The sequence below is a fragment of the Paucibacter soli genome, assembly GCF_037482845.1.
In the GTDB taxonomy this organism is placed as follows: domain Bacteria; phylum Pseudomonadota; class Gammaproteobacteria; order Burkholderiales; family Burkholderiaceae_C; genus Paucibacter_B; species Paucibacter_B soli.
Genome location: NZ_JBBHJW010000012.1, coordinates 14,543 through 41,322, shown reverse-complemented (window position 1 = coordinate 41,322; position 26,780 = coordinate 14,543). Strand labels below are relative to the sequence as shown.

At 67.4% G+C, this 26,780-nt stretch carries 26 protein-coding genes; 11 read left to right on the top strand and 15 right to left on the bottom strand.

The window, feature by feature from the left end:
• Window positions 1-2: 2 nt before the first annotated feature.
• From WG898_RS22080 to WG898_RS22070, 3 genes are all read right to left on the bottom strand, one after another.
• Entirely contained in the window at window positions 3-1,565 is a 1,563-nt protein-coding gene (locus WG898_RS22080) for a formate dehydrogenase beta subunit (protein WP_339604945.1), read from the bottom strand.
• A complete protein-coding gene (locus WG898_RS22075) occupies window positions 1,565-2,023 on the bottom strand; it encodes a formate dehydrogenase subunit gamma (protein ID WP_339604944.1) in 459 nt (152 codons plus the stop codon). The genes WG898_RS22080 and WG898_RS22075 overlap by 1 nt, the downstream gene beginning before the upstream one ends.
• A gap of 121 nt (window positions 2,024-2,144) precedes the next feature.
• Entirely contained in the window at window positions 2,145-3,077 is a 933-nt protein-coding gene (locus WG898_RS22070; protein WP_339604943.1) for a LysR substrate-binding domain-containing protein, read from the bottom strand.
• A gap of 76 nt (window positions 3,078-3,153) precedes the next feature.
• On the opposite strand from WG898_RS22070, the gene WG898_RS22065 reads away from it, so the two are divergent.
• Both WG898_RS22065 and WG898_RS22060 read left to right on the top strand, forming a co-directional pair.
• Entirely contained in the window at window positions 3,154-3,963 is an 810-nt protein-coding gene (locus tag WG898_RS22065) for an enoyl-CoA hydratase-related protein (RefSeq protein ID WP_339604942.1), read from the top strand.
• Window positions 3,964-3,966: 3 nt separating this feature from the next.
• Entirely contained in the window at window positions 3,967-5,499 is a 1,533-nt protein-coding gene (locus tag WG898_RS22060; RefSeq protein ID WP_339604941.1) for a 3-hydroxyacyl-CoA dehydrogenase, read from the top strand.
• A 6-nt stretch (window positions 5,500-5,505) separates the two neighbouring features.
• Here the strand turns inward: WG898_RS22060 and lepB are convergent, their stop codons facing one another.
• From lepB to WG898_RS22030, 6 genes are all read right to left on the bottom strand, one after another.
• Window positions 5,506-6,168 (bottom strand): signal peptidase I, encoded by a 663-nt coding sequence (gene lepB, locus WG898_RS22055; RefSeq protein WP_339604940.1) that lies wholly within the window; start codon window positions 6,166-6,168, stop codon window positions 5,506-5,508.
• Between the two features lie 58 nt (window positions 6,169-6,226).
• Entirely contained in the window at window positions 6,227-7,405 is a 1,179-nt protein-coding gene (gene pobA, locus WG898_RS22050; protein ID WP_339604939.1) for a 4-hydroxybenzoate 3-monooxygenase, read from the bottom strand.
• Between the two features lie 49 nt (window positions 7,406-7,454).
• Entirely contained in the window at window positions 7,455-8,291 is an 837-nt protein-coding gene (locus WG898_RS22045; RefSeq protein ID WP_339604938.1) for an IclR family transcriptional regulator domain-containing protein, read from the bottom strand.
• 375 nt (window positions 8,292-8,666) lie between these two features.
• Entirely contained in the window at window positions 8,667-9,869 is a 1,203-nt protein-coding gene (gene pcaF, locus WG898_RS22040) for a 3-oxoadipyl-CoA thiolase (protein ID WP_339604937.1), read from the bottom strand.
• Between the two features lie 31 nt (window positions 9,870-9,900).
• Window positions 9,901-10,542, bottom strand: a complete 642-nt coding sequence (locus tag WG898_RS22035) for a 3-oxoacid CoA-transferase subunit B (RefSeq protein WP_339604936.1) — start codon at window positions 10,540-10,542, stop codon at window positions 9,901-9,903.
• On the bottom strand, window positions 10,539-11,231 hold the full coding sequence (locus WG898_RS22030; RefSeq protein WP_339604935.1) for a 3-oxoacid CoA-transferase subunit A: 693 nt from the start codon (window positions 11,229-11,231) through the stop codon (window positions 10,539-10,541). Before WG898_RS22030 ends, WG898_RS22035 begins: the two co-directional genes overlap by 4 nt.
• A 307-nt stretch (window positions 11,232-11,538) precedes the next feature.
• On the opposite strand from WG898_RS22030, the gene WG898_RS22025 reads away from it, so the two are divergent.
• The 5 genes from WG898_RS22025 (at window position 11,539) to WG898_RS22005 (ending at window position 16,953) form a co-directional block, all read left to right on the top strand.
• Window positions 11,539-12,738, top strand: coding sequence for a cyclic di-GMP phosphodiesterase (locus WG898_RS22025; protein WP_444718985.1), 1,200 nt, complete (start codon window positions 11,539-11,541; stop codon window positions 12,736-12,738).
• Window positions 12,735-14,855, top strand: a complete 2,121-nt coding sequence (locus WG898_RS22020) for a putative bifunctional diguanylate cyclase/phosphodiesterase (RefSeq protein ID WP_339604933.1) — start codon at window positions 12,735-12,737, stop codon at window positions 14,853-14,855. Before WG898_RS22025 ends, WG898_RS22020 begins: the two co-directional genes overlap by 4 nt.
• A gap of 36 nt (window positions 14,856-14,891) precedes the next feature.
• Window positions 14,892-15,215, top strand: a complete 324-nt coding sequence (locus tag WG898_RS22015; protein WP_339604932.1) for a DUF1840 family protein — start codon at window positions 14,892-14,894, stop codon at window positions 15,213-15,215.
• Window positions 15,212-15,859, top strand: coding sequence for a histidine phosphatase family protein (locus tag WG898_RS22010; protein WP_339604931.1), 648 nt, complete (start codon window positions 15,212-15,214; stop codon window positions 15,857-15,859). Before WG898_RS22015 ends, WG898_RS22010 begins: the two co-directional genes overlap by 4 nt.
• A 182-nt stretch (window positions 15,860-16,041) precedes the next feature.
• Window positions 16,042-16,953, top strand: a complete 912-nt coding sequence (locus WG898_RS22005; protein WP_339604930.1) for a porin — start codon at window positions 16,042-16,044, stop codon at window positions 16,951-16,953.
• Window positions 16,954-17,016: 63 nt separating this feature from the next.
• On the opposite strand, the gene ruvB is transcribed toward WG898_RS22005, so the two are convergent.
• The 4 genes from ruvB to WG898_RS21985 all read right to left on the bottom strand — a co-directional run bounded on the left by ruvB (window position 17,017) and on the right by WG898_RS21985 (window position 21,348).
• The gene (gene ruvB, locus WG898_RS22000; RefSeq protein ID WP_339604929.1) at window positions 17,017-18,072 is read right to left on the bottom strand and encodes a Holliday junction branch migration DNA helicase RuvB; all 1,056 of its coding nucleotides are present in this window, start codon (window positions 18,070-18,072) and stop codon (window positions 17,017-17,019) included.
• Window positions 18,073-18,075: 3 nt separating this feature from the next.
• Window positions 18,076-18,654 carry a Holliday junction branch migration protein RuvA gene (ruvA, locus tag WG898_RS21995; RefSeq protein ID WP_339604928.1) on the bottom strand — a complete coding sequence of 193 codons (579 nt, stop codon included), beginning with the start codon at window positions 18,652-18,654 and terminating at the stop codon, window positions 18,076-18,078.
• A 31-nt stretch (window positions 18,655-18,685) separates the two neighbouring features.
• Window positions 18,686-19,339, bottom strand: a complete 654-nt coding sequence (locus WG898_RS21990; protein WP_339604927.1) for a response regulator — start codon at window positions 19,337-19,339, stop codon at window positions 18,686-18,688.
• Between the two features lie 107 nt (window positions 19,340-19,446).
• Window positions 19,447-21,348 carry a sensor histidine kinase gene (locus tag WG898_RS21985; protein WP_339604926.1) on the bottom strand — a complete coding sequence of 634 codons (1,902 nt, stop codon included), beginning with the start codon at window positions 21,346-21,348 and terminating at the stop codon, window positions 19,447-19,449.
• Between the two features lie 99 nt (window positions 21,349-21,447).
• Here WG898_RS21985 and WG898_RS21980 point away from each other — a divergent pair, with 99 nt between their 5' ends.
• Window positions 21,448-22,428: a PhoH family protein gene (locus WG898_RS21980; protein ID WP_339604925.1), complete on the top strand. Its 981-nt coding sequence runs from the start codon at window positions 21,448-21,450 to the stop codon at window positions 22,426-22,428.
• A complete protein-coding gene (gene ybeY, locus WG898_RS21975) occupies window positions 22,425-22,874 on the top strand; it encodes an rRNA maturation RNase YbeY (protein ID WP_339604924.1) in 450 nt (149 codons plus the stop codon). Before WG898_RS21980 ends, ybeY begins: the two co-directional genes overlap by 4 nt.
• 3 nt (window positions 22,875-22,877) lie before the next feature.
• Here ybeY and WG898_RS21970 read toward each other — a convergent pair whose 3' ends face one another.
• A complete protein-coding gene (locus WG898_RS21970) occupies window positions 22,878-23,930 on the bottom strand; it encodes a magnesium transporter CorA family protein (RefSeq protein ID WP_339604923.1) in 1,053 nt (350 codons plus the stop codon).
• 5 nt (window positions 23,931-23,935) lie between these two features.
• Window positions 23,936-24,949 carry a porphobilinogen synthase gene (gene hemB, locus WG898_RS21965; protein WP_339605092.1) on the bottom strand — a complete coding sequence of 338 codons (1,014 nt, stop codon included), beginning with the start codon at window positions 24,947-24,949 and terminating at the stop codon, window positions 23,936-23,938.
• Window positions 24,950-25,259: 310 nt separating this feature from the next.
• On the opposite strand from hemB, the gene WG898_RS21960 reads away from it, so the two are divergent.
• Entirely contained in the window at window positions 25,260-25,688 is a 429-nt protein-coding gene (locus WG898_RS21960) for a CopD family protein (RefSeq protein ID WP_339604922.1), read from the top strand.
• 1 nt (window position 25,689) lies between these two features.
• A complete protein-coding gene (locus tag WG898_RS21955; protein WP_339604921.1) occupies window positions 25,690-26,772 on the top strand; it encodes a VanZ family protein in 1,083 nt (360 codons plus the stop codon).
• The last annotated feature ends 8 nt before the right edge of the window (window positions 26,773-26,780 follow it).

Below are 26,780 nucleotides of genomic sequence, written 5' to 3'. Positions count from 1 at the left end.
GGTCATGCTCCTGCGTTCAGACCGAAGTCCTGCGGGTAATGGTTCAGTGCCGAGAGCACCGGGTAGGGCGTCATGCCACCCATGGCACAGAGCGAGCCGTGCAGCATGGTGTCGCAGAGGTCGCGCAGCAGCATGACATGCTGATCGCGCTTCTCCTGGTTCTGGTCGGCCCGGATGCGATCAATCACCTCGACGCCGCGCGTCGAGCCGATGCGGCAGGGCGTGCATTTGCCGCAGGACTCGATGGCGCAGAACTCCATCGCATAGCGGGCCAGCCTGGACATATCGGCGGTGTCGTCGTGCACGACGATGCCGCCATGGCCCAGCACCGCGCCCATCGCGGCATAGGCCTCGTAGTCCAGCGGCACGTCCCATTGCGACTCCGGGATGTAGGCGCCCAGCGGGCCGCCCACCTGCACCGCCTTGATGGGCCGGCCGCTGGCCGTGCCGCCGCCGAAGTCGATCAGCAGCTCGCGCAGCGTCAGGCCGAAGGCCTTCTCCACCAGGCCGCCATGCTTGATATTGCCGGCCAGCTGGAAGGGCAGCGTTCCATGCGAGCGGCCTACACCATAATCTCGATAGAACTGGGCGCCGCGCGCCAGGATGAGGGGGGCGCTGGCGAAGGTGATGACGTTGTTGATGACGGTGGGCCGGCCGAACAGGCCCTCGACGGCAGGCAGCGGCGGCTTGGCGCGCACCACGCCGCGCTTGCCCTCGATGCTCTCCAGCATCGCGGTCTCCTCGCCGCAGACATAGGAGCCCGCGCCCTTGCGCACTTCCAGCTCGAAGGCCTGGCCCGAGCCGCAGATGCTGGCGCCCAGGAAGCCGGCCGCGGTGGCGCGCCGGATCGCCTCCTGCATGGTGGCGATGGCATGCGGGTATTCGGAGCGGACGTAGACATAGCCGCGCGTGGCGCCCACCGCCAGCGCCGCGATGGTCATGCCCTCGATCAGCATGAAGGGGTCGCCCTCCAGCGTCATGCGGTCGGAGTAGGTGCCGGAGTCGCCCTCGTCGGCATTGCAGACCACGTACTTCTGCGCCGCCGCGGTCTGCTGCACCGTGCGCCACTTGATGCCGGCCGGGAAGGCCGCGCCGCCGCGGCCGCGCAGGCCGGATTGCGTCACTTCCTGCACGATGGCGGCGCCGTCCAGTGCGAGCGCGCGCCTCAGGCCGGCCCAGCCCTGATGGGCCTCGTAGTCGGCCAGCGAGAGCGGGTCGGTGATGCCCATGCGGGCGAAGGTCAGGCGCTCCTGCCTGGCGAGATAGGGGATCTCGTCGGTAACGCCCTGCCTGAGCGCATGCGCACCACCGGCCAGCAGGCCGGCGCCCAGCAGCGCCGGCACGTCCTCGGGCGCCACCGGGCCATAGGCGATGCGGCCGGCGGGCGTGGCCACCTCCACCAGCGGTTCCAGCCAGAACAGGCCGCGCGAACCATTGCGCACCAGCTCGATCGCGAGGCCGCGCTGTGCGGCCTCGCGCTGCAGCGCGGCGGCCACCTCGTCGGCGCCCACCGCGAGCGCGGCGGCGTCGCATGGCACGAAGACCCTCGTCACGGCGGCGCTCATCACAGGCCCTCCTTGGCGAGCAGGGCATCGAGCCTGGCCGGCGTCATGCGCGCATGCAGTTGATCGTTCAGCTGCAGGGCCGGCGACATCGCGCACAGGCCCAGGCAGTAGACCGGCTCCAGCGTCACCGCGCCATCGGCGCGCGTGCTGTGCGAGGCGCAGGAGAGGCGCGCTTCAGCATGCGCCAGCAAGGCCTCGCCGCCACGCGACTGGCAGGCCTCGGCACGGCAGATCTGCAACAGCTGACGGCCGGGCGGCGTGCTGCGAAAGAAGTGGTAATAGCTGACCACGCCATGCACCTCCGCGCGCGACAGGTTCAGATGCTCGGCGATGCGGGGCACGGCGGCCTCCGGCACATGGCCGAGCCGCTCCTGCAGCGCGTGCAGCAGCGGCAGCAGGGCGCCGGCCTGCGCCGGATGGGCGGCCAGGACTTCGAGCAGTGGGGCGTCGTCGATCATCTCGGGTCTGCCTTGCGGCGGTTCAGGGTTGCGGTCCGGGTGGGCCATTCGACACGCACGCGGGCCAGGCTGTCCAATTCAATCGGGTGATGGCCCGATTCGCGCGCGTGATGATGCTCAGTCAATCAAGAAAGAAAGATGCCTGGCGCAGCGTGTCCTGCCAGACAGGATCTTGCGCCAATTGCAGCGCCGCGGCCAGGGTGTGCGAGGGGCGGTTGCCCGGGTGCAGCATGAAGGCCATCGGCACCTCGACCAAGGGCGCGCACAGCGGCCTGGCCTCCAGCGCCGCCTGGCCAGGCAGCAGGGCCAGCCAGGCGCCGGGCAGGATGCTGCAGACCCGCCCCGCCAGCACGCTGCTGACCAGGGTGACGGTGGAGTTGGATTCGATCGCCGCGCGCGGCTGCACGCCGGCGCTGGCAAAGGCGCGGTCGATGATGCTGCGGTTGTGCATCTCGGCGCTCAACAGGCATAGCGGCAGGCCGCCGGCCTCGGCCCAGGAAATCGCTGCACCGCGGTGCAGGCCGGCCGGGCCCTCTGGGCGGCGCCGCAGCAGAAAGTACTGTTCGCCGTATTGCGGCAACACGCGCAGCTGGCTGCGATCCATGCGCTCGTTGTAGCCCAGGCCCAGATCCAGGGCCAGGCTGTCCAGCCCGGTTTCCAACTCCACCGAGCTCATCGAGCGCAGCGTCGGCACGATGCCCGGGTGGCGGTCCTGCAGCATTGCCACGAAGCGTGCGGCCACCGGCATGGCGGTGGGCACCGCGCCCAGCAGCAGCTGGCCGCAGGGCGCCTCGACGCGGCCTTGCAAGTCCTGCTGCAGCAATTCCTGCTCGCGTAGCAACTGGCGCGCGCTGCTCAGCACGCGTTCACCTTCCGCGGTGAATCCGGCGAAGGCGCGGCCGCGTTTGACGATGGCGCAGGCGTAATGCGCCTCCAAGGCGCGCAGCGCGTTTGAAAGGGCGGGCTGGGTCACATGGCAGGCCAGGGCGGCACGGCCGAAGTGCTTGTGGTCATCCAGGGCCACCAGGTATTTCAGCGAGACAAGCAGATTCATCGCGGGGCTAGGTGCGGTAACGCCGCATTGTGCGTTGGCGGCGATACTGCTGGCCTTGACCTAGGAGTGACAAGACGTGGAGACAGTGCAGATCGAGGTGGATGCGCGCGGCGTTGCGCACCTGACCATGAATCGGCCCGAGGTATTCAATGCCTTCAACGAGGCCATGATTGCCGAGCTTGACCAGGCCATGGACCAACTGAGCGCCGACCCTGGGGTGCGCCTGATCGTGCTGGCCGGGGCCGGCAAGGCCTTCAGCGCCGGTGCCGACATCCAGTGGATGAAGCGCGCCTCCGAGGCCACGCAGGAGGCCAATCTGCTGGACGCGCGGCGCTTCGCCGCGATGCTGCACAAGATCGCCAGCTGCCCCAAACCCACGTTTGCTCGCGTGCAGGGACTGGCGCTGGGCGGCGGCGTGGGCCTCACCGTGGCCTGCGATATCGCGGTGGCCAGCAGCGACGCCAAGTTCGCCGTCAGCGAGGCGCGCTTCGGCATCCTGCCCGCGGTGATCGGCCCCTATGTGCTGAATGCCGTGGGGCCGCGCCAGGCGCGGCGCCTGGCCCTCACCGCCAGCCGCATCAATGCCGCCGAGGCGCTGGCCATGGGCATGGTGCACGAGGTGGTGGAAGGGGCGGCCGAGCTGGACGCCGCGCTGGCGCGCTGGACGGCCGAGCTGCTGGCCAATGGGCCGCAGGCGCAGGGCGAGATCAAGCAGCTGTTCGCGCAGCTGGCAGTTGGGCCGGTGACGGCCGAGGTGCGCGAGCTGACGGCACAGACCATCGCGCGCGTGCGCATGGGCGCCGAGGCGCGCGAGGGTTTTGCGGCCTTTCTGGCCAAGCGTCCGGCGGCCTGGGTGCCGCCGGCGGCGAACGACAAGGAAGTCTGAGACATGAGCGACGAGATGCATCAAACGCAGGGCTGGCGCGTCGCCAGCGAGCCGGCCGCGAGCGCGGTGATCGGCGTGGTGGGCGCCGGCGTGATGGGCGCCGGCATTGCCCAGGTGGCGGCGCAGGCCGGCCATCCGGTGCGCCTGCTGGATGTGCGCGAGGGCGCCAGCGCGCATGCGATTGCACAGACCGCCAAGGCGCTCGACGGCCTGGTGGCCAAGGGCCGCATGGTGCAGGGCGAGCGCGATGCGACGATGGCGCGCATCAGCCCGGCGACGCAGCTCGCCGAGCTGGCCGATTGCGCCCTGGTGGTGGAGGTCATCATCGAGAAGCTGGAGCCCAAGCAGGCGCTGCTGCGCGAGCTGGACGCGCTGCTGCCGGCCGGGGCCATCATCGCCTCCAACACCTCGTCGATCAGCGTCACCGCGCTGGCCAATGGCATGCAGCATCCCGCCCGCCTGGTGGGCATGCATTTCTTCAACCCGGTGCCGCTGATGAAGCTGGTGGAGGTGGTGTCGGGCGCCGAGACCGATGCCGGCGTGGCGCGGGTGATCGAGGCGCTGGCCAGGCAATGGGGCAAGACGCCGGTGCATGCCAAGAGCACGCCCGGCTTCATCGTCAACCGCATTGCCCGGCCCTATTACGCCGAGACCCTGGCGCTGCTGCAGGAGCAGGCGGGCACGCCGGCGCAGCTGGATCGCGCGCTGCGCGGCGCGGGCTTCCGCATGGGGCCCTGCGAGCTGATGGATCTGATCGGGCATGACACCAACTACCTGGTGACCCAGTCGGTGTTTGATGCCAACTTCGGCGACAAGCGCTATGTGCCCTCGCTGGTGCAGAAGGCGCTGGTCGATGGTGGGCGGCTGGGGCGCAAGGTCGGCAAGGGCTTTTACGAGGGCCTGCCGGCGACCGTGCCGGCGGTGGCGGCGCCCGAGGGCGCGCTGCCCGCGATCAGCGTGGTGGGGCGCGGCGCACTGGTGGAGCGCCTGGCCGACTGGCTCACGCACAAGGGGCTGGATTACACACGCGGCGAATCGGCCGACTGGTGCGGCGTGCAGCTCGGCGATCTGCAACTGCACCTCAGCAGCGGCCGCAGCGCCGCGCAGCTGGCGCATGAGCGCGGCCATGCCAGCCTGGCGGTGCTGGACTGGCCGGTGGCGCCCGACAAGGCCGATGCCCTGGCGCTGGCCTTTGCGCCGCATGCTGGTGCGCTGCAGCAACTGCAGGCGCAGAACTTCCTGCGCGCGCTGGGCTGGGAGCCGCTGGTGCTGCGCGATGTGCCGGGCCTGGCGGTGGCGCGCAGTGTGGCCATGCTGGTCAACGAGGGCGCCGATGCGGTGTGGCAGGGCGTCTGCGATGAGCAGGCCGCCGATCTGGCGATGAAACTGGGCGTCAACTACCCGACCGGGCCGTTCGAGTGGCTCGCCCTGGTGGGCGCCGCCGCGGTGGCCGATCTGCTGGATCAGCTCTTTCACGCCTACCGCAGCGAGCGTTACCGCGTCAGCCCGCTGCTGCGCCAGCGTCTCTGGGCTTGATGCTCTTTACAGCCGCTGGCCGAAGCGCTCGAAGCGCGGCAGCCAGCTGCCCTTGATATCGGCCGAGGCCAGGATGCGCACCGCGCGGCCGATCAAGAGCTCGCGCGGCACGGTGCCGATGAAGCGCGAGTCGGCGCTGTTGTCGCGGTTGTCGCCCAGCATCAGGTACTGGCCGGGCGGGATCACGGTGGCTGGCAGGTCGCGTGCCAGCACGCCCTGCAGATGCTGGACGCGGCGCTGGCCATCGGCGAGCTTCTCGGTCATGCGCAGCGCCGGCACCAGGCCCCAGGGCTCGACCGGCTCGGGCAGCGACTCGATCTCCTCATAGGCCGCCTCTTCGCCATTGATGCGCAGCCGGCCCTGCCGCATCTCCACCCGGTCGCCGGGCAGGGCGACCAGGCGCTTGATCAGCCGCGTGCCGTCCTTGGGCGAGGCGAAGGTGACCACGTCGCCGCGCTGCGGCTCGCCCAGGTGCACGAGCACATGGTCGGTGAGCGGCAGCTTGAGGTCGTAGGCCAGGCGGTTCACGAACACCACATCGCCCTCCAGCAGATTGGGCCGCATCGAGCCCGAGGGGATGGGGTTCCAGTCGGCGATGGCGGTGCGGAAAAAGCCAAAGCAGATCAGGAAGACCAGAAAGCCCTTGTTGTCCTTGAGCCAGCCGCGCATATGCATCTCCTCTCGTTGAGAGCGCCATGATGCGGCTGTTGAGTGAGGCGAAACTTAATCAGTCCTCAAAGGGCAGGCCCACATAGTTCTCTGCCAGCACCGCCTGCGCCGCGCGTGAGCTGAGCAGGTATTCAAGCTCGGCCTGCTGCAGCTTGTGGTCGAAGCCGGCGATGTCGGGGAAGCAGTGCATCAGCTTGGTCATGGACCAGGAGAAGCGCTCGGCGCGCCAGATGCGGCGCAAGGCCTTCTCGGAATAGCTGTCGAGGCCGGCGTCGCTGTGCTCGCGGTAATGCTCGATCAGGCCGCGCGCCAGGTAGCGCACATCGGAGGCGGCCAGGTTGAGCCCCTTGGCGCCGGTGGGCGGCACGATATGGCCCGCATCGCCCGCCAGGAAGAGCCGGCCAAAGCGCAGCGGCTCGGCCACGAAGCTGCGCAGGGGCGCAATGCTTTTCTCCCGCGCGGGCGCCGCTTGCAAGGCGGCCGCGGTTTCGCCATCCAGGCGGCAACGCAGCTCGGTCCAGAAGCGCTCGTCGCTCCACTGCTCGACTTTGTCGCTCAGATTGCACTGCAGGTGGCAGCGCAGGCGCGTGCGGCTGCTCATGCTGCATAGCGCAAAGCCGCGTTGGTGATGGGCATAGACCGGCGCGTCGGCCGGCGGCGGCGCATCGGCCAGCACGCCCAGCCAGCCGAAGGGGTAGATGCGCTCGTAGGTCCGGATCGCATCGCGCGGCACGCTGGTGCGCGAGATGCCGTGGAAGCCGTCGCAGCCGGCGATGAAGTCGCACTGCAGCTCGTGGCTCTGGCCACCGCGCTGGTAGCGCACGCTGGGGCTGGCCTCGGTGCCGTGCACGCTCACATGGGCCACCTCGTAAAGCGTCTGCAGACCGGCGGCCATGCGTGCCTCCATCAGGTCGCGTGTGACCTCGGTCTGGCCATAGACCAGCACGGACCTTCCGCCGGTGAGCGCGCTCAGGTCGATGCGGTGGCGCTGGCCCTGGGTACTGAGGTAGATGCCATGCTGGACAAGGCCCTCGCGGCGCATGCGTGCGCCGACACCGGCTTCGTCCAGCAGCTCGGTCAGGCTTTGATCCAGGATGCCGGCGCGGACGCGCGAAAGCACGTAGTCGCCGCTGCGCTGTTCCAGAATCACATTGGCGATGCCGGCCCGATGCAGCAGGGCACCAAGCAGCAGTCCCGACGGGCCCGCCCCGATGATGGCCACCTGGGTACGCTGCATGCTGAGGTCTCCTGTGAAGGCCCCAGCCGCAAGGCGCGCCGGCGCTGGGTTACAGCAGCATGCGCAAATGCGCCTGGGCTTGCAATAGGGGTGGCAAGCAATGTTCAAGCAGCTGATCCATGCTCATGCGCGAGGCATGCACGCTGATGTTCATCGCCGCCACGGTGTCGCCGCGGTAATTCTTCAAAGGCACGGCCACGGTGCGCAGGCCCAGCTCCAACTCCTGGTCGATGCAGGCATAGCCCAGCGAGCGCGCGCGTGCGATCTCGATGCGCAAGCGCTCGGGATGGGTGACGGTGTGCGGCGTGAGCGCCTCGAGCTCCTGCCGCGCAATCCAGGCGTCCACCTCGGGCTGTGGCAGGGCGGCAAGCAGCACGCGGCCGTTGCCGGCGCAGTAGGCGGGCACGCGGGTGCCGGGCTGCAGCGTCGGCGAGACCACGCGGCCGGCGCTGGTGGCGGCAATGCAGATCACGTCGCTGCCATCCAGCACGCCGGCGGAGCTGGCCTCCTTGAGCGCATAGGCCAGCTTGTGCAACTCCGGCTCGACGATGCGCGGCAACCTGGCCGAATGCATATAGCTCTGGCCCAGGCGTAGTACCTTGGGGGTGAGCGCGAACATCTTGCGGTCCTGCGAGACGAAACCGAGATGGGTGAGGGTCAGCAGATAGCGGCGGGCGGCGGCGCGGGTCAGTCCCGTGCGTGCGGCCACCTCGCTGATGGTGAGTCGCGGGCGCTCCTGGTCGAAGGCCTCGATCACCGCCAGGCCCTTTTCCAGGCCGGCGACGAGATCGCGCTTGAGGGGACCGCTAGCCTCGGCGGCGGGCGCCTCGGGGTAGTGCAGCTGGTTGTTCGAGGGCAAATCTTCGAAATCACGTTCAGCGGACATAGGTGCCAGTTTTGAGCGTAAAGCGCCCAAATCCGCTGGGCGCGAGCATGCGATGAGCCGACTATAGGGATTGGCCCCTGGCTTGTCCCGGCATCGGGTGACACCTTGGGCGATCTGCGCACCTGTGCGCACCAATTTGGTGAAATTTGGGTGCGCGCCATCCCACGGCCTGAAAGGGCGGGTGTGCCAGGGGTGAAGTGGCGCCATGGTGCTGGTATACCTGCGATATGCGCCTCAATCCGCGGCGAGTATCCCATGGGCCTGCGCCGCAAACCGCCGGTCATGGCCCGCCAAGTCATGACAAAAGTTCAAGCTCCCCTGCGCTTTTCTCATGGCCGGTTGGGCAGGACGCTGGTCTTGCCCCCGATCAGGTGCTCAGACCCGCTCGACGATGAGGGCGATGCCCTGACCCACGCCTATGCACATGGTGCACAGAGCGTAGCGACCGCCGCTGCGCTGCAGCTGATTCACCGCAGTGGTGACCAGGCGGGCGCCGCTGGCGCCCAGCGGGTGACCCAGGGCGATCGCACCGCCGTTCGGATTGACGCGCGGATCGTCGTCGCGCAGGCCGAGTGCGCGCAGCACCGCCAGGCCCTGGGCCGCAAAGGCCTCGTTGAGTTCGATCACGTCCATTTGCGCCAAACTCAGACCGGTGAGCGCCAGCACGCGCTGGCTGGCCGGTGCCGGGCCTATGCCCATGATGCGCGGCGCCACGCCGGCGGTGGCCATGCCCACCACGCGGGCGCGCGGCGTCAAGCCATGCCGGGCCGCGGCCGCCTCGCTGGCCAGCAGCAGGGCGCAGGCGCCGTCGTTCACGCCCGAGGCGTTGCCTGCGGTGACGCTGCCGTCCGGCCGCACCACGCCCTTGAGCTTGGCAAGCGCCTCCAGGCTGGTTTCGCGCGGATGCTCGTCCTTGCCGACGACGATGGGATCGCCCTTCTTCTGCGCAATGCTGACCGGGGTGATCTCGGCGTCGAAAAAGCCCGCCTGCTGGGCCGCCACGGCCTTGAGCTGGCTGGCCAGCGCCATCCGGTCCTGCGCCTCGCGCTCGATGCCGAAGTCGGTGGCGACGTTCTCGGCCGTCTCGGGCATGGAATCGACGCCGTAGCGTTCCTTCATCAGCTTGTTGACGAAGCGCCAGCCGATGGTGGTGTCGTACACCGCATTGCTGCGTGAGAAGGCGCTTTCGGCCTTGGGCATCACAAAGGGCGCGCGGCTCATGCTCTCGACGCCGCCGGCCAGCATCAGCTCGGCCTCGCCGGCGCGGATGGCGCGAGCGGCCGAGCCCACCGCGTCCATGCCCGAGCCGCACAACCGGTTCAGCGTCGCGCCCGGCACCTCCAGCGGCAGGCCGGCCAGCAAGGCAGACATGCGCGCCACATTGCGGTTGTCTTCACCGGCCTGGTTGGCGCAACCATAGAGCACATCGGCGAGCGCGGCCCAATCGACCTGCGGGTTGCGCGCCATCAGCGCCTTGATGGGGATGGCGCCCAGGTCATCGGCACGCACCGAGGAAAGGGCGCCGCCATAGCGGCCGAAGGGTGTGCGTTGCGCGTCGCAAATAAAGGCTTGAGTCATGGGATATCTCCAAGGCTGAGGAAGGGATGCATCAGGCCCGCAGGGGCAGGCCGGTGAGGCATTCGAGTTGGCGGTGCTCCAGGCCCGGGCAGCGCGCCAGCACGCGCAAGCCCGCGGCTTCGACCGCCAGCACCGCGAGATCGGTGTAGATGCGGCTGACGCAGGCCGCCGCCGTGAGCGGATAGCTGCATGCGGCGACGACCTTGCTCTGTCCGCGCTTGCCGAGGTGCTCCATCATCACAAAGACCTGCTTGGCTCCGATCGCCAGATCCATGGCTCCGCCCACGGCCGGTATGGCATCGGCGGCGCCGGTATGCCAGTTGGCCAGATCGCCCTGGGCCGAGACCTGGAAGGCGCCCAGCACACAGATGTCCAGATGCCCGCCGCGCATCATCGCGAAGCTGTCGGCATGGTGGAAGAAACAGCCGCCGGGCAGCAGGGTGACGGCCTGCTTGCCGGCGTTGATCAGATCGGGGTCGGCGGCCTCGGGGCCGGGCGGCGGCCCCATGCCCAGCACGCCGTTCTCGCTGTGCAGGATGATCTCCCGCTCCGGCGGCAACTGGCTGGCCACCAGGGTCGGCAGGCCTATACCCAGGTTCACCACCGCGCCCTCGGGAATGTCCCGGGCGACCAGGGCGGCCATTTGGCTGCGTGTCCAGGCCTGCCAGCTCATGAGCGGGCCTCCGTGGTGGCTGCCGGGCGCGGGCAGCACACCAGCCTTTGCACATAGATGCCAGGCGTTACCACAGCCTCGGGGTCCAGCGCGCCCAGCGCCACCACATCACGCACCGCGGCTACGGTGATGCGCGCCGCCGTGGCCATCACCGGACCAAAGTTGCGCGCGGTCTTGCGATAGACCAGATTGCCCCAGCGATCGCCATGCTCGGCCTGGATGAGGGCGTAGTCGGCGTGCAGCGCGTATTCCAGAACATGGCCGCGCCCGCCAATCTGGCGCTGCTCCTTGCCGCGGGCGAGGTCGGTGCCATAGCTGGTGGGCGTGTAGAAGGCGCCGATGCCGGCGCCGGCGGCACGGATGCGCTCGGCCAGACTGCCCTGCGGTACCAGTTCGAGCTCGATCTGCCTGCCGCGGTAGGCGCGCTCGAAGTGATGCGAGTCGGCCTGGCGCGGGAAGGAGCAGATGATCTTGCGTACCCGCCCTGCGGCGATCAGGGCCGCCAAGCCGTGATCGCCGTTGCCGGCATTGTTGTTCACCACCGTCAACTCGCGCGCGCCCTGGTCCAGCAGTGCGCTCACCAGGTCCTGCGGAAGGCCGGCTTCACCAAAGCCGCCAATCATCACGGTGGCGCCGTCCGGCACGTCGGCCAAGGCGGCGGCCGGCGAGGGCTGCAATTTGTCGATCACGGCGGGGTCTCTTGCGGCAGTGGTTCGTAATTAGAACTTACGTTCAATTGATGAACGCTCGCGCCGACGATGATACGGCGTCATCGTTGCAAGTTGTGAGAATTTGCACGCGTTCGGCTGTGGCTGCAGGCCGTATACATTTGAGCTTGTAAATCACTTAAGTAGTCTCGCCCTATTGCCGATGCCCCTGACGAGGGCGCCTCAAAAAATGGGCGTAGAGAATCGAATGAAGGACAGATCAGCAGATCCTTTGATAGATGTGACTCAGCTGCGGGTGGGGATGTTCATCCACCTGGACCTGGGCTGGATGTCCCATCCTTTTCCGCTTTCCAGCTTCAAACTGAGCTCGGAAGAACAGTTGCTGATCTTGCGCCGCCTGGGTCTCAAGCAGGTGCGCTGGAGCCCGGGCAAGAGCGATCTGCAGACCGACGCCACTCCGGCACCCCAGCCGGCGGCGGTGCTCGAGGCCGTGCCGACGATCTCCGCGGAGGAACTGGCCCGCGAGCGACATCGGCAGGCGCTGGCCGCGCAGCGCGAGGCCCTGCAGCTGTGCGAGAAGCAATATGGTGAGGCGGCCGCCGCCTACCGCCAGGTGATTGATCTGGTGCCGCGCGAGCCGCGCAATGCGCGCGACCAGTCGGTGGCCCTGACGACCGCCCTGCTGGACAAGATGCTGGTCGAGGGCGACCTGAACATCCGCCTGTTGAACGAAGGCGCCGGTGATCGCGGCACCGCCCATGCGCTCAATGTCTCCATCGTCTCGCTGTTGCTGGGCCGTGCCTTCGGCCTGGGGCGCGACGAAATGCTGGATCTGGGCGTCGGCGCCCTGCTGCACGATGTCGGCAAGATCGAATTGCCGCCGCGCGTGCGCAACCGCGACGACAGCTTTACCGCCGCCGAGACCAATCTATACCAGCAACATGTGGTGAAGGGCGTGGCCCTGGCGCAGCAGATGGGGCTGCAGCCCGGGCCGCTGCTGATCGTGGCCCAGCACCACGAGAATGCCGACGGTTCCGGCTTTCCGCAGCGCATCAATGTGGACCGCATGAGTGCCGGCGCGCGCATCGTTGCGCTGGTGAATCGCTTCGACGGCCTGTGCAATCCACTGCTGGCGTCCAAGGCGATGACGCCGCACGAGGCGCTCTCGCTGATGTTTGCCCAGGGGCGCAACCGCTTCGACGCCACCATGTTGAACGCCTTCATCCGCATGATGGGCGTCTATCCGCCGGGCTCGACGGTGCAGCTCACTGACGACCGCTATGCGCTGGTGGTGGCGGTCAATTCCTCGCGCCCGCTCAAGCCGCGCGTGATGGTGCATGACGCCAAGGTGCCCAAGGATGAGGCACTGGTGATGAATCTGGAAGAGTTGCCTGACCTGGGCATCCGGCGCAGCCTCAAGCCCCAGCAACTGCCGCGTGCCTCGCTGGACTATTTGAGCCCGCGCACCCGGGTGGCCTATTTCTTCGAATCCGTGCCCACCGCACCAGCAGGGGAGATGGCCGCGTGAGACTTCTGCGACCGAAGACATCGCCTTCGGCCCTCCAGCTCAGCGAACGCTACACGGCCCTGATCGACGGGCTGCAGGAAGCGGTGTGGCTGGTGGAGGCCGAAACGCGCTGTATCGTCGCAGTGAACCAGGCCTCGACCCAGTTGCTGGGCATGGAGGCCGAGCAATTGCTTGGATGCGCGATGGAGTCGCTGGCGTCCACGCCCGAGGACGCGATGTTCTGGATGGACGTGGCGGCCGGCAGCTTCGATCCGCTGCACACCGACACCATGATGCGCCATGCCGATGGGCGCATGCTCTGGGTGGCGCGCCGCGTCAGCTATGTCGAACAGCTGGAGGGCGGCGGGCTCTGGCTCATCTCGATGCGGGACCAGACCTCGCAGCGCCAGCATGACGACGAGCGCGAAGCCCTGTTGGCCGAGCTGCGCGCCACGCTGGAGTCGACCGCCGATGGCATCCTGGTGGCCGACCTGGCCGGCCGTATGCGCAGTTTCAATCAGCGCTTTGCCTCGCTCTGGGGTATTCCCGAGGACCTGCTGAACGAGCGCAACGACGAGGCCGTGCAAGCCTGGATGCGGCGCAGTGTGGTCGATGGCCCGGCCTATGCCATGCGCCTGGCCTCGATCCAGGATGCACCCCTGCTGCAGACCAGCGACAACATCAAGCTCATCGACGGCCGTGTGCTGGAGCGCGTCTCGCTGCCGCAGTGGAGCCGTGGCCGTCCGATCGGCCGGGTCTACTCTTTTCGCGACCTGAGCGAGAAGCTGGCGGCCAGCCAGCGTATCGAGGAGCTCTCGCATACCGACATGCTGACCGGGCTGCCGAACCGGCGCGCCCTGTGTGAGCGCGTGGACTACGCGCAGGCGATGGCGCGCCGCGAGGCCACGCCTTTCGGCCTGCTGAACGTCGACCTGGACCGTTTCAAGCAGATCAACGATACCCTGGGTCATTCCTATGGCGATCGCGTGCTCAAGGAAGTGGCGCTGCGCCTGAAGGAATGCCTGCGCGAGGTGGATACCGTGGCGCGCCTGGGGGGTGACGAGTTCGCCCTGCTGATCCATCAGGCCGATGCGCGCGGCGCCGAGCATGCGGCCCGGCGGGTGCAGGAGGCGATGTCGCGGCCCTTCTGCTTTGACACCCTGAGCTTCACCGTCACGGCCAGTACCGGCATCGCGTTGTTCCCCGGCGATGGCGCGAATGCCGAAGAGCTGATGGCCAGCGCCGAGCGCGCCATGCACTGGGTGAAGGAAAGCGGCCGTGCCACCTTCCGCTTCCACCAGCCGCGCAAGGATGTGGACCTGCTCTCGCGCATGCGCCTGGACCACGCGATGCGCCAGGCGCTGCAGGAGCGCGAATTCCGGCTGCATTACCAGCCGCAGATTTCGCTCAGCACCGGCCAGGTGATCGGTGCCGAGGCCTTGATACGCTGGCGCGACCCCTTGCGCGGCGAGGTCTCGCCCGCCGAATTCATCCCGGTGGCCGAGGAGAGCGGCTTTATCGTCGCGATCGGCGACTGGGTGCTGCAGCAGGCGGTCAGCCAGGCGGCGCAGTGGCTGAAGCAGGGCTGGCGCATGCCGGTGGCGGTGAATGTGTCGGCGCTGCAATTCCAGCAGACCCAGTTCGTCGATTCGGTGGCGCAGGCACTCAAGGCGGCCGACCTGCCACCCTCGCTGCTGGAGCTGGAGCTGACCGAATCGATCCTGCTGCGCGACGCGCAGGAGGCCTTGCTGCGCCTGGAGGCCCTGGCCGAGCTGGGCGTGTGCATGTCGATCGACGACTTCGGCACCGGCTATTCTTCGCTCGGCTATCTGAAGCGGTTCCCGATCCAGCGCCTCAAGATCGACAAGAGTTTCGTGAACGGCCTGCCTGGCGACGCCAGCGACGCCGGCATCGTGAATGCCATCGTGCAGATGGGGCGCGCCCTGCATTTGCATGTGATCGCCGAGGGCGTGGAGAACGACGCCCAGCGTGAGTTCCTGAGCCGCGCCGGCTGCCATGAGTTCCAGGGCTTCCTCTATGCCCCGGCACTCGACCCGCGCGCCTTCGAGGAGCGCGTCTGGCGCCCCGGTCCGTCGACGCCGCGCGCACCCGTGCATTTGATCCGTGGCGCCGCCTGAGCGGTGACAATCCTCCGCAACAACGCGGAGTTTCAGGTGATCTACAAATTCAAATCCAAGGCCGGGGCCGATGTGCTGATGCTGGGCCCGCAGGGCGAGCGCGTGCTGCGGCTGCTGGGCCACGAACCCGCCAGGCAGGGCCTGCTGGCGCTGGCCGAGCTGGGCCCCGCAATGGCGGCACTGGAGGCCGCGGTGGCAGACGACGAGGCCGAGTTCGCACGCCAGCAGGCCGAGGCCGAGGCTGCCGGACACGAGGCGCCGCGCCGCGAGGGCGTGAGCCTGCGGCAACGCGTCTGGCCGCTGCTGGAACTGATGCGGCACAGCCAGCGCGCCGAGGTCGACATCGTCTGGGACGCATGAGCTTCGAAAGCGCCACGCAGATCCTGGCGATACGCCACGGCGAAACCGACTGGAACCGCGACAGCCGCATCCAGGGTCAGCTGGACATTCCGCTGAATGAGCGCGGCCGCGCCCAGGCGCGTCGCCTTGCGTTGGCGCTGGCGGGCGAGCCGCTGGCCGCCGTGTACGCAAGCGATCTGGCGCGTGCCTGGGAGACCGCCGCCGCCCTGCAGGGTCTGGGCGCACCGATCCATGCCGACGTGCGGCTGCGCGAGCGCTCATTCGGCCATTTTGAGGGCCAGACCTGGGACGAGATCGCCAGGCGCTGGCCTGAGCAGAGCCTGCGCTGGCGCCGCCGCGACCCCGACTTCGCCGCCGAGGGGGGAGAAAGCCTGCGATATTTCTATGCCCGCTGTACCCAGGCGGTGCAGGAGCTGACCCAGGCCCACCCCGGCCAGACCATTGCCATCGTTGCCCATGGTGGGGTGATGGATTGCCTGTACCGCCTGGCGGCGCGTCTGGAACTCCATGCCTCACGCAGTTGGACGCTCGGCAATGCCAGCATCAACCGCCTGATCTATTCACCCGAGGGCTTTGCCCTGGTGGGCTGGAACGACGACCAGCATCTGCACGATCTCGGCTTGGACGATCCGGCGCAGGCCTAGGAGCCTGTCGCCGAATGGCTCTTCAAGTGTCATTCGGCACATTCCTGGCTATAGCGGGGGAGTGTTGCAATTTCGCGTCGGAACAAACCCGGTGAAACCCTGGCCCTCCTATACTGCGGCCACATTTCGCGCAAAGACCGGGCACTTCAAGCCCGGCCCACCCTCTCAACTCTTAAAGGCAAATGATGAAGAAGATTGCTCTCGTCGCTGCACTCGCAGCCATCGCCGCACCCGCATTCGCACAAAGCTCGGTCACCCTGTATGGCCGCGTCAACACCACCGTTGAAAGCCAGAAGGTCGAGAACCAAGGCCGCAAGGTTGTCGTGCAGAACAACTCGTCGCGCATTGGCTTCCGTGGCGTTGAAGATATGGGCGGCGGCCTGAAGGCCTCGTTCGAGCTGGAGCATGGCTTCAATTCGGACACCGGCGCTGCCACCGGCGGCACTGCCGGATTCTGGGGTCGTGGCGCTCACGTCCAGATTGCTGGTGCCTTCGGTGCCGTGCGCCTGGGCCGTTGGACCCCGGGCTCGTACTACGCTACCGCTGACTACATCGGTATGCACAACCACGACACTGGCACGTCCAGCGATGCGCTGTACGGCGGCCCGTTCCCGACCGCCAACAAGGTCGGTTACTTCTACAGCACCGGCGGCTTCTCGACCGAGTTGGCCGTCGCCGCTGGCGAAGGCAGCCAGCCGCGCGCTTTTGACGCTTCCGCCAACTACGACCAGGGCCCTCTGCACCTGGGTGCTGGCTACAGCAAGCAAAGCGCCGACAAGCAGTTCGCCGTGCGTGGCCTGTATGAGCTGGGTGCTGTGACCCTGGGCGCGTACTACCAGCACGTGACCGGTGCCGGCAATACCAAGGAAAACAACCTGCGCTTCGCTGCCGCTTACGCGATCGGCGCTTCGTCCTTCCACCTGGATATCGGCCGCGCAACCGAGGCCAAGACCAACCAGTGGACCCTGGGCTACAACTACAATCTGAGCAAGCGTACCAAGCTTTACGGCTTCTACACCGCCATCGACACGAAGCTGGCCGCCCAGAAGGGTGACTTCAGCTCCTTCGCTGCTGGTGTTCGCCACAACTTCTGATCTCAGGATCGGATATGAGAAAGGCGCCCCATGGGGCGCCTTTTTTTTGTGCCTGTTTGGCGCTCAGTCGAACAACTCGCCCATGGATTTGGGCGGTGCCACGCCCAGGTGGCGGAAGGCCGCCAGCGTGGCGATGCGGCCGCGCGGCGTGCGTTGCAGGTAGCCTTGCTGGATTAGATAGGGCTCGATGACGTCCTCGATGGTGTCGCGCTCTTCGCCGATGGCCGCGGCCACATTGTCCAGGCCGACCGGTCCGCCGTCGAAGCGGTGGATGACCGCCTCCAGCAGCTTGCGGTCCATCAGATCGAAGCCCTGCGGGTCCACGTCAAGCATGGCCAACGCCTTGTCGGCAATGCCCTTGCTGATCTGCCCATTGCCCTTCACCTCGGCGTAGTCGCGCACGCGGCGCAGCAGCCGGTTCGCGATACGGGGCGTGCCGCGCGAGCGGCGCGCGATTTCCAGCGCGCCGTCCGGATCCATGGGGGCGTTCAACAGGCTGGCCGAGCGCGTCACGATGCGCTGCAACTCGGCAGGGGTGTAGAACTCCAGCCGCGCGACGATGCCGAAGCGATCGCGCAGGGGGTTGGTGAGCATGCCGGCGCGTGTGGTGGCGCCCACCAGGGTGAAGGGCTGCAGATCCAGCTTGATCGAGCGCGCCGCCGGGCCCTCGCCGATCATGATGTCGATCTGGTAGTCCTCCAGCGCGGGATACAGGATCTCCTCCACCACCGGTGAAAGCCGGTGGATCTCGTCGATGAAGAGCACATCGTTCTTTTCGAGATTGGTGAGGATGGCGGCCAGGTCCTTGGGCTTTTCAAGCACCGGACCCGAGGTCTGGCGTAGGTTCACGCCCAGCTCGGCGGCAATGATGTGGCTCAGCGTGGTCTTGCCCAGGCCGGGCGGCCCGAACAGCAACACATGGTCGAGCGCCTCGCTGCGTTTCTTGGCCGCGCTGATGAAGATTTCCAGCTGTTCGCGTGCCTTGCCCTGGCCCACATACTCGTCCAGCCACTTGGGGCGCAGGGCGCGTTCGATGGCTTCCTCGTTGGGGGAGGTCGGGGCGGCGCTCACCACGCGCTGCGCCGGGATGCTGCCGAAATCGTCGGTCTGGATACTCATGGCTTAGCGCGACAGTGATTTGAGAGCAAGCTTGATGCCCTCGCTCACGCCAACGTCCTTGGGCAGGGCCTTGAGGGCGCTGCCGGCTTCCTTCTCGCTGTAACCCAGGGCCACCAGGGCTTGCAGGATGTCGGCCTGGTTGTCGTTCTCGGCGTGCACGGCGGCGGCGCCATGGAGATCTGGCGCCAGCTTGCCCTTGAGCTCCAGCAGCAGGCGTTCGGCCGTCTTCTTGCCGATGCCAGGCACCTTCACCAGCCGGCCGGCCTGCTGCTGCGCCACCGCCTGGGCCAGTTCGGCCACGCTCAGACCTGACAGCAGCGAGAGCGCCATGCGCGGGCCGATGCCGCTGATCTTGATGAGCTGGCGGAAGGTGGCGCGCTCCTCGCTGCTGGCAAAGCCGAACAGCACTTGCGCGTCCTCGCGCACCACGAAATGCGTCAGCAAGGTGGTGCGCTCGCCAATGCCTGGCAGGTTGTAGTAGGTGCTCATGGGCACGTCGACCTCGTAGCCGACGCCTTGCACATCCACGAGTACGAGCGGGGGCGATTTTTCCGCGATGACGCCGCTGAGTCTGCCAATCATCGCCCCATTATCAGGGGCCGCAGGGCTGCGCCTAGTTTCTGCCGAACAATCCCAAGCGCTGCGCTTCCAGGGCGGCCTCGGCGCGCGACGAGACATTGAGCTTGCGGTAGATCTGCTTCACGTAGTCGGCAATGGTGTGGCGCGACAGGCCCAGCTGCACGCCGATCTCCGGCAGCGTGTAACCCTTGGCCACGCGCAGCAGCACCTCGGTTTCGCGATCGGTGAGCGAGACCTCGTGCAATTGCGCCGCCGCCTGCGGCCGCCGCTGGGCCGCAAAATAGGCGATCACCTTGCGCGCGATCGAGGGCGACAGCGGCGGCTCGCCCTGGCTGATGCGCTGCAACTGCTCGACCAGCAACTCGCGCGACTGCTCCTTCAGCAGATAGCCGAAGGCGCCCGCCTGCAGGGCTGGGAACAGGTGCTCGTCGTCGTCGTGGATGGTGACGATCACCGACTGCACCTCGGGCTGCTTTTCGCGCAGCGCCGCGATCACCTCCACGCCCGAGCCATCGGGCAGGCCCAGATCGAGCAGTGCCAGGGTGAAGCGCTGGCTGTTGACCTGGGCCAGCGCATCCTGCACGCGTGAGCACTCGGTGATCACGGCATTGGCGAACACCTGTTTGACCAGGGCCTTCAGCCAGGCGCGGATTTCCGGGATGTCTTCGAGCAGGAGGATGTGGTTCATGGCGTTCTTCTCTGGCAATGGGTAGGCCGCGCGATCAGCACGCTGGAGGCCTACGGTAGTCGTTTATCGGAACATCGCCTAGGCAATGAAGCTTACGCCTGTACTGATCAGAGGGGAATCGTGAGGCGGATCACGGTTCCCCAGCCCGGCCCGGACTCCACCAGGCATTGCCCATGCATCTGCTTGGCGCGCGCCTTCATGCTGGCCATGCCATGCCCGCGGTCCAGGCGGCCGTCCAGCTCCATCGGTATGCCCTGCCCGTTGTCCTGGATGACGACGATGAAATAGCCGTCCTCGACGCTGCAGCTGACCACGCAATGCGTGCCGCCGCTGTGCTTGATGATGTTGCTGACTGCCTCACGGAAGATGCGCGTGGTCTGCACATAGGCTCGCGCCGGCAGGGTGTGGACGATATCCTCGGCCGGGGCCTTCCACTCCGCCAGGATGTTGGCCTGCGCCAGCCGCGACACCACCTCGGCACGCCAGTCGCCCAGCGCATCCAGCAGTTGCACCGGCTTGCCGGTGAGGCCCCGCACCGACAGGCGCATTTCTTCCAGCGCCTCGCGCGCCAGCGTAGAGATGCGGTCCGACTCGCTGGTGTGCACGATGGTCAGCAGCTTGGCGCCAAGGTCGTCATGCAGGTCGGCGGCGATGCGCTTGCGCTCGCGCTCGGTGACCTGCTCCAGCTTGAGCTCGGCCATCTGGTTGTAGTGCCGCTCGATATCGGCCACGCGCTCCTGCACATGTTGCTCCAGTTGATGCTGCATGGCCTCGGCCTCCTGGCGCGCACGCGCCTGTGCCAGCAGGGCCTGCAATCCCATGCCCAGCATCACCAGCGGCATGGCGACGGCCGTCAGACCGGCGTTGGCGGGAGTGCGGAACTGCTGGGTTGCCAGCTCCAGCAACACACTGAGCGCCGCCAGGCCGAGCAAGGCGGTGGTGATCCACCATTGCCGGCGCTGTTGCTTGCCCTGCCTGGGCAGGCCGTGCGGACCCTGCGCGCGCAGCCATTGCTGGCGCAGATGCCAGCCCAGCGCGCTCAGGACCTGGACCGCCAGCACCAGGCTCCAGAGGCTTACCGCGACGAACTGGTACTTCGCCGGAGTGAGTGCGAGGCTGGTCGGCGCAATGAGCGCCTGCAGCAGCAAGGTCTGGTCGATGCGCTTGTCCTGGCGGCCCTGGGCGCGCAGCAGGTACTGCACGGCGCACAGCGTCAGCAGCGGCAGCAGCGAGGCGATCAGCACCTCGACGAGAGCGCGCGGCCAGGGCATGTTACCGATCCATAGACGGTTGGAGAACAGCACCCAGCCGGCCATCAGCCCGGCCAGGTACAGCAGGTGCTGGTCGCGCGCATGACGCAGCGCCAGCAGTGCCAGCGTCAGCGCCATCAGCACCAGCATGGCCGACAACTGCAGCGGCAGGGTCTGCTGCCAGAACCAGGCCCAAGTTTGCCGCCTGGCCAATGTTTCCAGTTCGCCGATTTCGACGACCGAGAGGCTGGCGGCTCGACTGCTGCTGCCCAGCACCTGCTTGGCATAGCCCGCGACCTTGATGTCGATGACGTTGCCGGCAGGGCGCAGCAGACCCGGCGGCAACTCGATCAGCTGCGGCTCGAAGCAGCGCTCGGAAATCGGGTCGAGCATGCGCCCGCGCGCCACCAGGTTGACGCCGTTGACCCAGAGCTGGTAGTTGCTGCAGACCTGCTCGATATAGAGCGCCTGCCGCACCAGCGGACTGCCCCCGCCTTCCAGTTTGAACCGATACCAGACCGCGCCACTGAAGCCGGGCCGGCTGCTGGCCCAATGGTCGGGCAACTGCACCGCAGCAACGTCAGCATGGGCGGGAAATTCAGCGGCGTCGCTGGCAACGGCCAGGGCCTGCCTCAGCACCAATTCCTGCGCATGTGCCGGACGCAGGCCCAGCAGGAGCAGCGCTAGCAGCAGCGCGCTGATGAGCAGGCGCCAGCCGCCCGGGCTGGCGGCAAATCGTCGAATTCTCTGACTGTGCATGGGCGGCGATTGTGCAGGACGGAGCGCGTCGGGAGGAGCGGGCGGGCTCGGGCGACAATATGCGCTTGCACCGAGCAGACCCACCCAGAAAGTGCCGCCTTGATTCTCCGTCACGTTTTTACCCCGATAGACAACCGCCGTCTGTCCCATCTATGCGGCATGCTCGACGAGCATTTGCGCCAGATCGAACCTGCCATGGATGTGCGCATCAGCCGGCGCGGCGAAGCCTTCCGCATCGAAGGGCCCAAAGCAGCGGCCGAGCGCAGCCTGGTCTTGCTGGAGTCGCTTTACGAGCGCGCCCGCAAGGCCATCCCGGCGGAGCACCTGCAGCTCGCAATCGCCGAGGCGGCAGGCGAGCTGGGCGAGAAGCTGCGCGGCAAGCGCGTGCTGGAAGCCAAGCCGGCCGGCGACGCCGTCGTGCTGCGCACGCGGCGCGCCGATCTGGCGGGCCGCACGCCCAACCAGCACCAATACCTGCGCCACATCATGGCGCACGACATCAGCTTCGGCATCGGTCCGGCCGGCACCGGCAAGACCTTTCTGGCCGTGGCCTGCGCCGTCGATGCGCTGGAGCGCTCCTCGGTGCAGCGCATCATCCTGACGCGCCCGGCGGTGGAGGCGGGCGAGCGCCTGGGCTTTCTGCCCGGCGACCTGACGCAGAAGGTCGATCCCTACCTGCGCCCGCTGTACGACGCCCTCTACGACTTGATGGGGTTCGACCGCGTCACCAAGGCGTTTGAGAAGGGCCAGCTGGAGATCGCGCCGCTGGCCTTTATGCGCGGCCGCACGCTCAACCATGCCTTCGTGATACTGGACGAGGCACAGAACACCACGCCCGAACAGATGAAGATGTTCCTCACGCGCATCGGTTTCGGCAGCAAATGCGTGGTCACCGGTGATACCAGCCAGGTCGACCTGCCCAAGGGCATGCAAAGCGGGCTGATTGATGCCGAGCGCGTGCTTGCGCGCGTGCAGGGCATTGCAATGACGCGCTTTACCTCTGCCGATGTGGTGCGCCATCCGCTCGTTGCGCGCATCGTTGAAGCCTATGAGGCCGCGCAAGGAGGAGGGCAGCGATGACGAACCGGCCGGAGTTGAGCCTGTCGCTGCAGTTCGCCGATCCGCGTCATCGCGCGCTGCTGGCGCGCCACAAGGTGATGCGCTGGATACGCGCTGCGTTGGAACTGCCGGGCGAGATCGCGGTGCGCATCGTCGACGCCGAGGAAGGCCGCGCCCTCAACCATGAATACCGCGCCAAGGACTACGCCACCAATGTGCTGACCTTCGATTACAGCCATGAGCCGGTGGTGGGCGCCGACCTGGTGATCTGCGCCGAGGTGGTGGAGCGCGAGGCGCGCGAGCTGGGCATAGAACTGCTTGCCCACTACGCCCATATGCTGGTGCACGGCACCCTGCATGCGCAGGGTTACGACCATGAAGAGGACGACGAGGCCGAGGCCATGGAGGCGCGCGAAACCGAGATCATGCTCGCACTCGGCTTTGCCGACCCCTACCAGAAGGGTTGAGCGTCAGCGCTGCGTGCCCAGGTAGCGCTTGCGCCAGAAGAAGGCGCCCAGGGCCAGGCCCAGCGCCGCCATCAACGCCACCGCGATCCAGAAGCCGGTGGCCCTGTGGATCAGCGGCAGGGTGTCGAAGTTCATGCCGAAGATGCCGGTGATTAGGTTCAGTGGCAGGAAGATCGCGGTCAGCACGGTGAGCGTACGCATGATGCTGTTGGTGCGGTGCCCCAGTGCCGAGAAGTGCATCTGCACCGCGCTCTCCGCTGAACTCTCCAGCCGCCGCACATGGCTGAGCACGCGTTCCACATGCTCCAGCACGTCGCGCGAGCGCACGCGCAAGAGCTCGCGTTCGCGCTCGGCCAACAGGCTGCCGTTAACAGGCCAGTCGGCCAGCGCGTCGATCCACTCCTGCACCGCGCTGCGTTGGTCCTCGCAGGTGTCCTCCAGCAGATGCAGGGCATCGCGCGAGGACAGCAGGCTGGGCCAGTCGTCAAAGTGGCCGTGCCGGTCCATCAGCGACCGCTGCAGCGCGCCGAGCTGGCGCGTCAGCAGGCGGCGCAGCTCCAGATAGCTGTCCACCATGTGGTTAACCATGCGCAGCATCAACTCGGCCGGGCTGGTGGGCAGGCGAGCGCTGCCGCGGAAGTCGCGCCCCTCCTGCAGCTTGCCCAGGCGTTCGGCGAAGAATTCACGCACCTGGCAATCGTCCGGATGCACGGTCAGCAGCACGCGGTCGAACACCGCGAAACCGACCGGGCTGGTGTCGATGGCCTGCAGCGCTGCCTCGCTGCCCGCCACCGCCGCGAGGCGCCGGAACACCATCAGGTCGTACCAGGAGGTGTAGTCGAAATGCGAGGGCAGTTGGTCGTTCAGCAGGTCGGAGACATGCAGGTCAAGCAGCTGCGCGCCGGTCCAGTGCTGCAGTTGCTGTTGCAGGCAGCCGACCTCGCGCTCGAACTCAGCGCGCGCCATGCCTATCCAGACAAATCCCTCGGCGGGCAGCTCGGCGGGCAGCTCGGCGAGCTCGGTGAAATGCTCGCCGCTGAGGTGGAAGCGCCGCAAGGCCTTCAGGCTCCGGCCTTCAGCAGGCGCGCGGCCTCAAGGGCGAAGTAGCTCAGGATGCCATCGGCGCCGGCGCGCTTGAAGGCGAGCAGCGCTTCCAACATCACCGCGTCGTGGTCCAGCCAGCCGTTTGCCGCCGCGGCCTTGATCATGGCGTACTCGCCGCTCACCTGGTAGGCGAAGGTGGGCACGCCGAATTCGTCCTTGACACGGCGCACGATGTCCAGATAGGGCATGCCGGGCTTCACCATCACCATGTCGGCACCCTCGGCCAGGTCCAGCGCCACCTCGCGCAGCGCCTCGTTGCTGTTGCCCGGGTCCATCTGGTAGGTCTTCTTGTCGGCTTTGCCCAGATTGCCCTTCGAGCCCACGGCGTCGCGGAAGGGGCCGTAGAAGGCGCTCGCGTACTTGGCGCTGTAGGCCATGATGCGCGTGTGGACGTGGCCCTGCGCTTCCAGCGCCTGGCGGATCGCGCCAACGCGGCCGTCCATCATGTCGCTGGGCGCCACGATGTCCACGCCAGCGGCGGCCTGCACCAGCGCCTGCCGGGTCAAGATCTCGACGGTGCGGTCGTTGATGATATAGCCCTGCTCGTCCAGCACGCCGTCCTGGCCGTGGCTGGTGAAGGGGTCCAGCGCCACATCGGTGAGGATGCCCAGGCCCGGTACCTTGTCCTTGAGGGCGCGCACCACGCGCGGCACCAATCCATCGGGGTTGGTGGCCTCCAGGCCTTCCGGATCCTTCAGCTTGGCATCGATCACCGGGAACAGCGCCAGCACCGGGATGCCCAGGCTGACACATTCCTCGGCCACGCCCAGCAGCTTGTCCAACGTCAAGCGCGACACGCCAGGCATCGAGGCCACCGGCTCGGCATGGTTCTCGCCCTCATGCACAAACACCGGCAGGATCAGGTCGCTGGCCGTCAAGGCGTGCTCGCGCACCAGGGCGCGCGTGTAGGCGTCGCGACGCAGGCGGCGCGGACGGCAGGCAGGATAAGGGGCAGGGAGTTGGCTAGACAGGCGGCGGGACAAGCGAGTCTCCAGACGGGGGGCAGCGGGCTGACCCCTCAAAAACGGGGGCTATGACGGGCAAGCGTGCAATCTGCGTCGATCTACGCGACTTCCCGTAGAGACGGATTTGCGACAGCTCTGTTAAACTTGCCAGCGAATGATAGCCGCAAGGCGTCGTTCCCTGCTTTTCCTCCCTGAGCAGGAGCCTTAGCGTGATGACAGCGATAAGGCTTTGCCGCCCCGGCTTCATAGCCGGGGCTTTTTTTCGCCCGCCAAAAGGCCCAAGTTGGCGGGCGAAGCTGCAGCCCATAATGGGCCCATGCTCTGGATTAAAGCCTTTCACATCGTCTTCGTCGCGTCCTGGTTTGCCGGCCTGTTCTATATGCCGCGCATATTTGTGAATCTGGCCATGGTGCCCGCCGACAGCCATGCCGAGCGCGAACGCCTGCTGCTGATGGGGCGCAAGCTCTACGGCTTCATGACCTTGCTGATGGTGCCGGCCCTGGTGCTCGGCCTGCTGTTATGGCTGTACTACGGCATCGGCCGGGGTGGCGGTGCCTATTGGCTGCATGCCAAGCTGACCCTGGTGCTTGCGGTGCTGGGCTATCACCTGTGGTGCCGGCGCATCCTGCGGCAATTCGAGCAGATGGCGAATCGCCGCAGCCACCGCTGGTTCCGCGTCTTCAACGAGATCACCGTGCTGCTGTTCATGGCCATGGTGATCCTGGTGGTTGTGAAGCCGTTCTGAGATGGGCAGACGCAGCTCGGCCAGCTGGCTGGCGCTGATCTACGCCCTGCTGGTCGTCTATGCCAGCCTCTACCCCTTCTGGCCCTGGCGCTGGTCGCCGAGCCTGCTGAACGGCCTGCCCTGGCCGCGCTACTGGAGCAGTTTCGACAACTGGGTCAATGTGATGGGCTACATGCCGCTGGGCCTGCTCGGCTTTGCGGCGGTGGTGCGCAGCGGCGGGCGGCATCGTGCGGGCCTCTTGCTAGCGGTGCTGGGCCTGTCGGCGCTGTCCTACCTGATGGAGAGTCTGCAGTTCTTGCTGCCTGGCCGTGCACCCTCGCGGGCCGACTGGCTGCTCAACAGCCTGGGCGGCACCATCGGCGGCCTGGGCGGATGGTTGTTGCACCGGCATGGCGGCCTGCAGCGCTGGCATGGCTGGCGCGAGCGTTGGTTCGTGCCGCACAGCGCCGGCGCGCTCGCCTTGTTGGCGCTGTGGCCGGTGGGCCTGCTGTTTCCCGCCCCGGTGCCCCTGGGCCTGGGGCAATGGCTGCCGCGCCTGCGCGAATTGAGCGAGAGCGCGCTCGATGGCACGCCCTGGGCCATCACGGCGGAGCAAGCCGCGCAGCCGCTGCCCCTGCCGCCGGGGCTCGAAGCGATCGCGATTGCCCTGGGCCTGCTGGGCCCCTGCCTGCTGGCGCTCTCGGTGGCGCGGCCAGGCAAACGCCGCGTCCTGCTGATCCTGGGGGCGCTGGCGCTGGGGGTGCTGGTGACGGCCTGGTCCACCGCGTTGAACTTCGGCCCGCAGCATGCCTGGGCCTGGCTGACGGCGCCCACCGTGCCAGGCCTTGCCACCGGCGTGCTGCTGAGTCTGCTGGCCTGCCTGGCGCCGCGCCGCGCCAATGCGGCCTTCGCCCTGGTGGTGCTGACGGCGCTGATCGCCCTCATCAGCGAGGCGCCCTCCGACCCCTATCTGCTGCAAAGCCTGCAGACCTGGGAGCAGGGCCGCTTCATCAACCTCTACGGCCTGGCGCAATGGATAGGCTGGGTCTGGCCCTTCGCGGCGCTGGCCTGGCTGTTGTGGTGCGTGGTGCAGCGCGAGGCCTGAAGCGCCGG

Coding starts and splice junctions, on each gene's coding strand:
- WG898_RS22080 (WP_339604945.1), bottom strand. CDS start 1,565: ATGAGCGCCGCCGTGACGAGGGTCTTCGTGCCATGCGACGCCGCCGCG.
- WG898_RS22075 (WP_339604944.1), bottom strand. CDS start 2,023: ATGATCGACGACGCCCCACTGCTCGAAGTCCTGGCCGCCCATCCGGCG.
- WG898_RS22070 (WP_339604943.1), bottom strand. CDS start 3,077: ATGAATCTGCTTGTCTCGCTGAAATACCTGGTGGCCCTGGATGACCAC.
- WG898_RS22060 (WP_339604941.1), top strand. CDS start 3,967: ATGAGCGACGAGATGCATCAAACGCAGGGCTGGCGCGTCGCCAGCGAG.
- lepB (WP_339604940.1), bottom strand. CDS start 6,168: ATGCGCGGCTGGCTCAAGGACAACAAGGGCTTTCTGGTCTTCCTGATC.
- pobA (WP_339604939.1), bottom strand. CDS start 7,405: ATGCAGCGTACCCAGGTGGCCATCATCGGGGCGGGCCCGTCGGGACTG.
- WG898_RS22045 (WP_339604938.1), bottom strand. CDS start 8,291: ATGTCCGCTGAACGTGATTTCGAAGATTTGCCCTCGAACAACCAGCTG.
- pcaF (WP_339604937.1), bottom strand. CDS start 9,869: ATGACTCAAGCCTTTATTTGCGACGCGCAACGCACACCCTTCGGCCGC.
- WG898_RS22035 (WP_339604936.1), bottom strand. CDS start 10,542: ATGAGCTGGCAGGCCTGGACACGCAGCCAAATGGCCGCCCTGGTCGCC.
- WG898_RS22025 (WP_444718985.1), top strand. CDS start 11,539: ATGTCCCATCCTTTTCCGCTTTCCAGCTTCAAACTGAGCTCGGAAGAA.
- WG898_RS22010 (WP_339604931.1), top strand. CDS start 15,212: ATGAGCTTCGAAAGCGCCACGCAGATCCTGGCGATACGCCACGGCGAA.
- WG898_RS22005 (WP_339604930.1), top strand. CDS start 16,042: ATGATGAAGAAGATTGCTCTCGTCGCTGCACTCGCAGCCATCGCCGCA.
- ruvB (WP_339604929.1), bottom strand. CDS start 18,072: ATGAGTATCCAGACCGACGATTTCGGCAGCATCCCGGCGCAGCGCGTG.
- ruvA (WP_339604928.1), bottom strand. CDS start 18,654: ATGATTGGCAGACTCAGCGGCGTCATCGCGGAAAAATCGCCCCCGCTC.
- WG898_RS21990 (WP_339604927.1), bottom strand. CDS start 19,339: ATGAACCACATCCTCCTGCTCGAAGACATCCCGGAAATCCGCGCCTGG.
- WG898_RS21985 (WP_339604926.1), bottom strand. CDS start 21,348: ATGCACAGTCAGAGAATTCGACGATTTGCCGCCAGCCCGGGCGGCTGG.
- ybeY (WP_339604924.1), top strand. CDS start 22,425: ATGACGAACCGGCCGGAGTTGAGCCTGTCGCTGCAGTTCGCCGATCCG.
- WG898_RS21960 (WP_339604922.1), top strand. CDS start 25,260: ATGCTCTGGATTAAAGCCTTTCACATCGTCTTCGTCGCGTCCTGGTTT.
- WG898_RS21955 (WP_339604921.1), top strand. CDS start 25,690: ATGGGCAGACGCAGCTCGGCCAGCTGGCTGGCGCTGATCTACGCCCTG.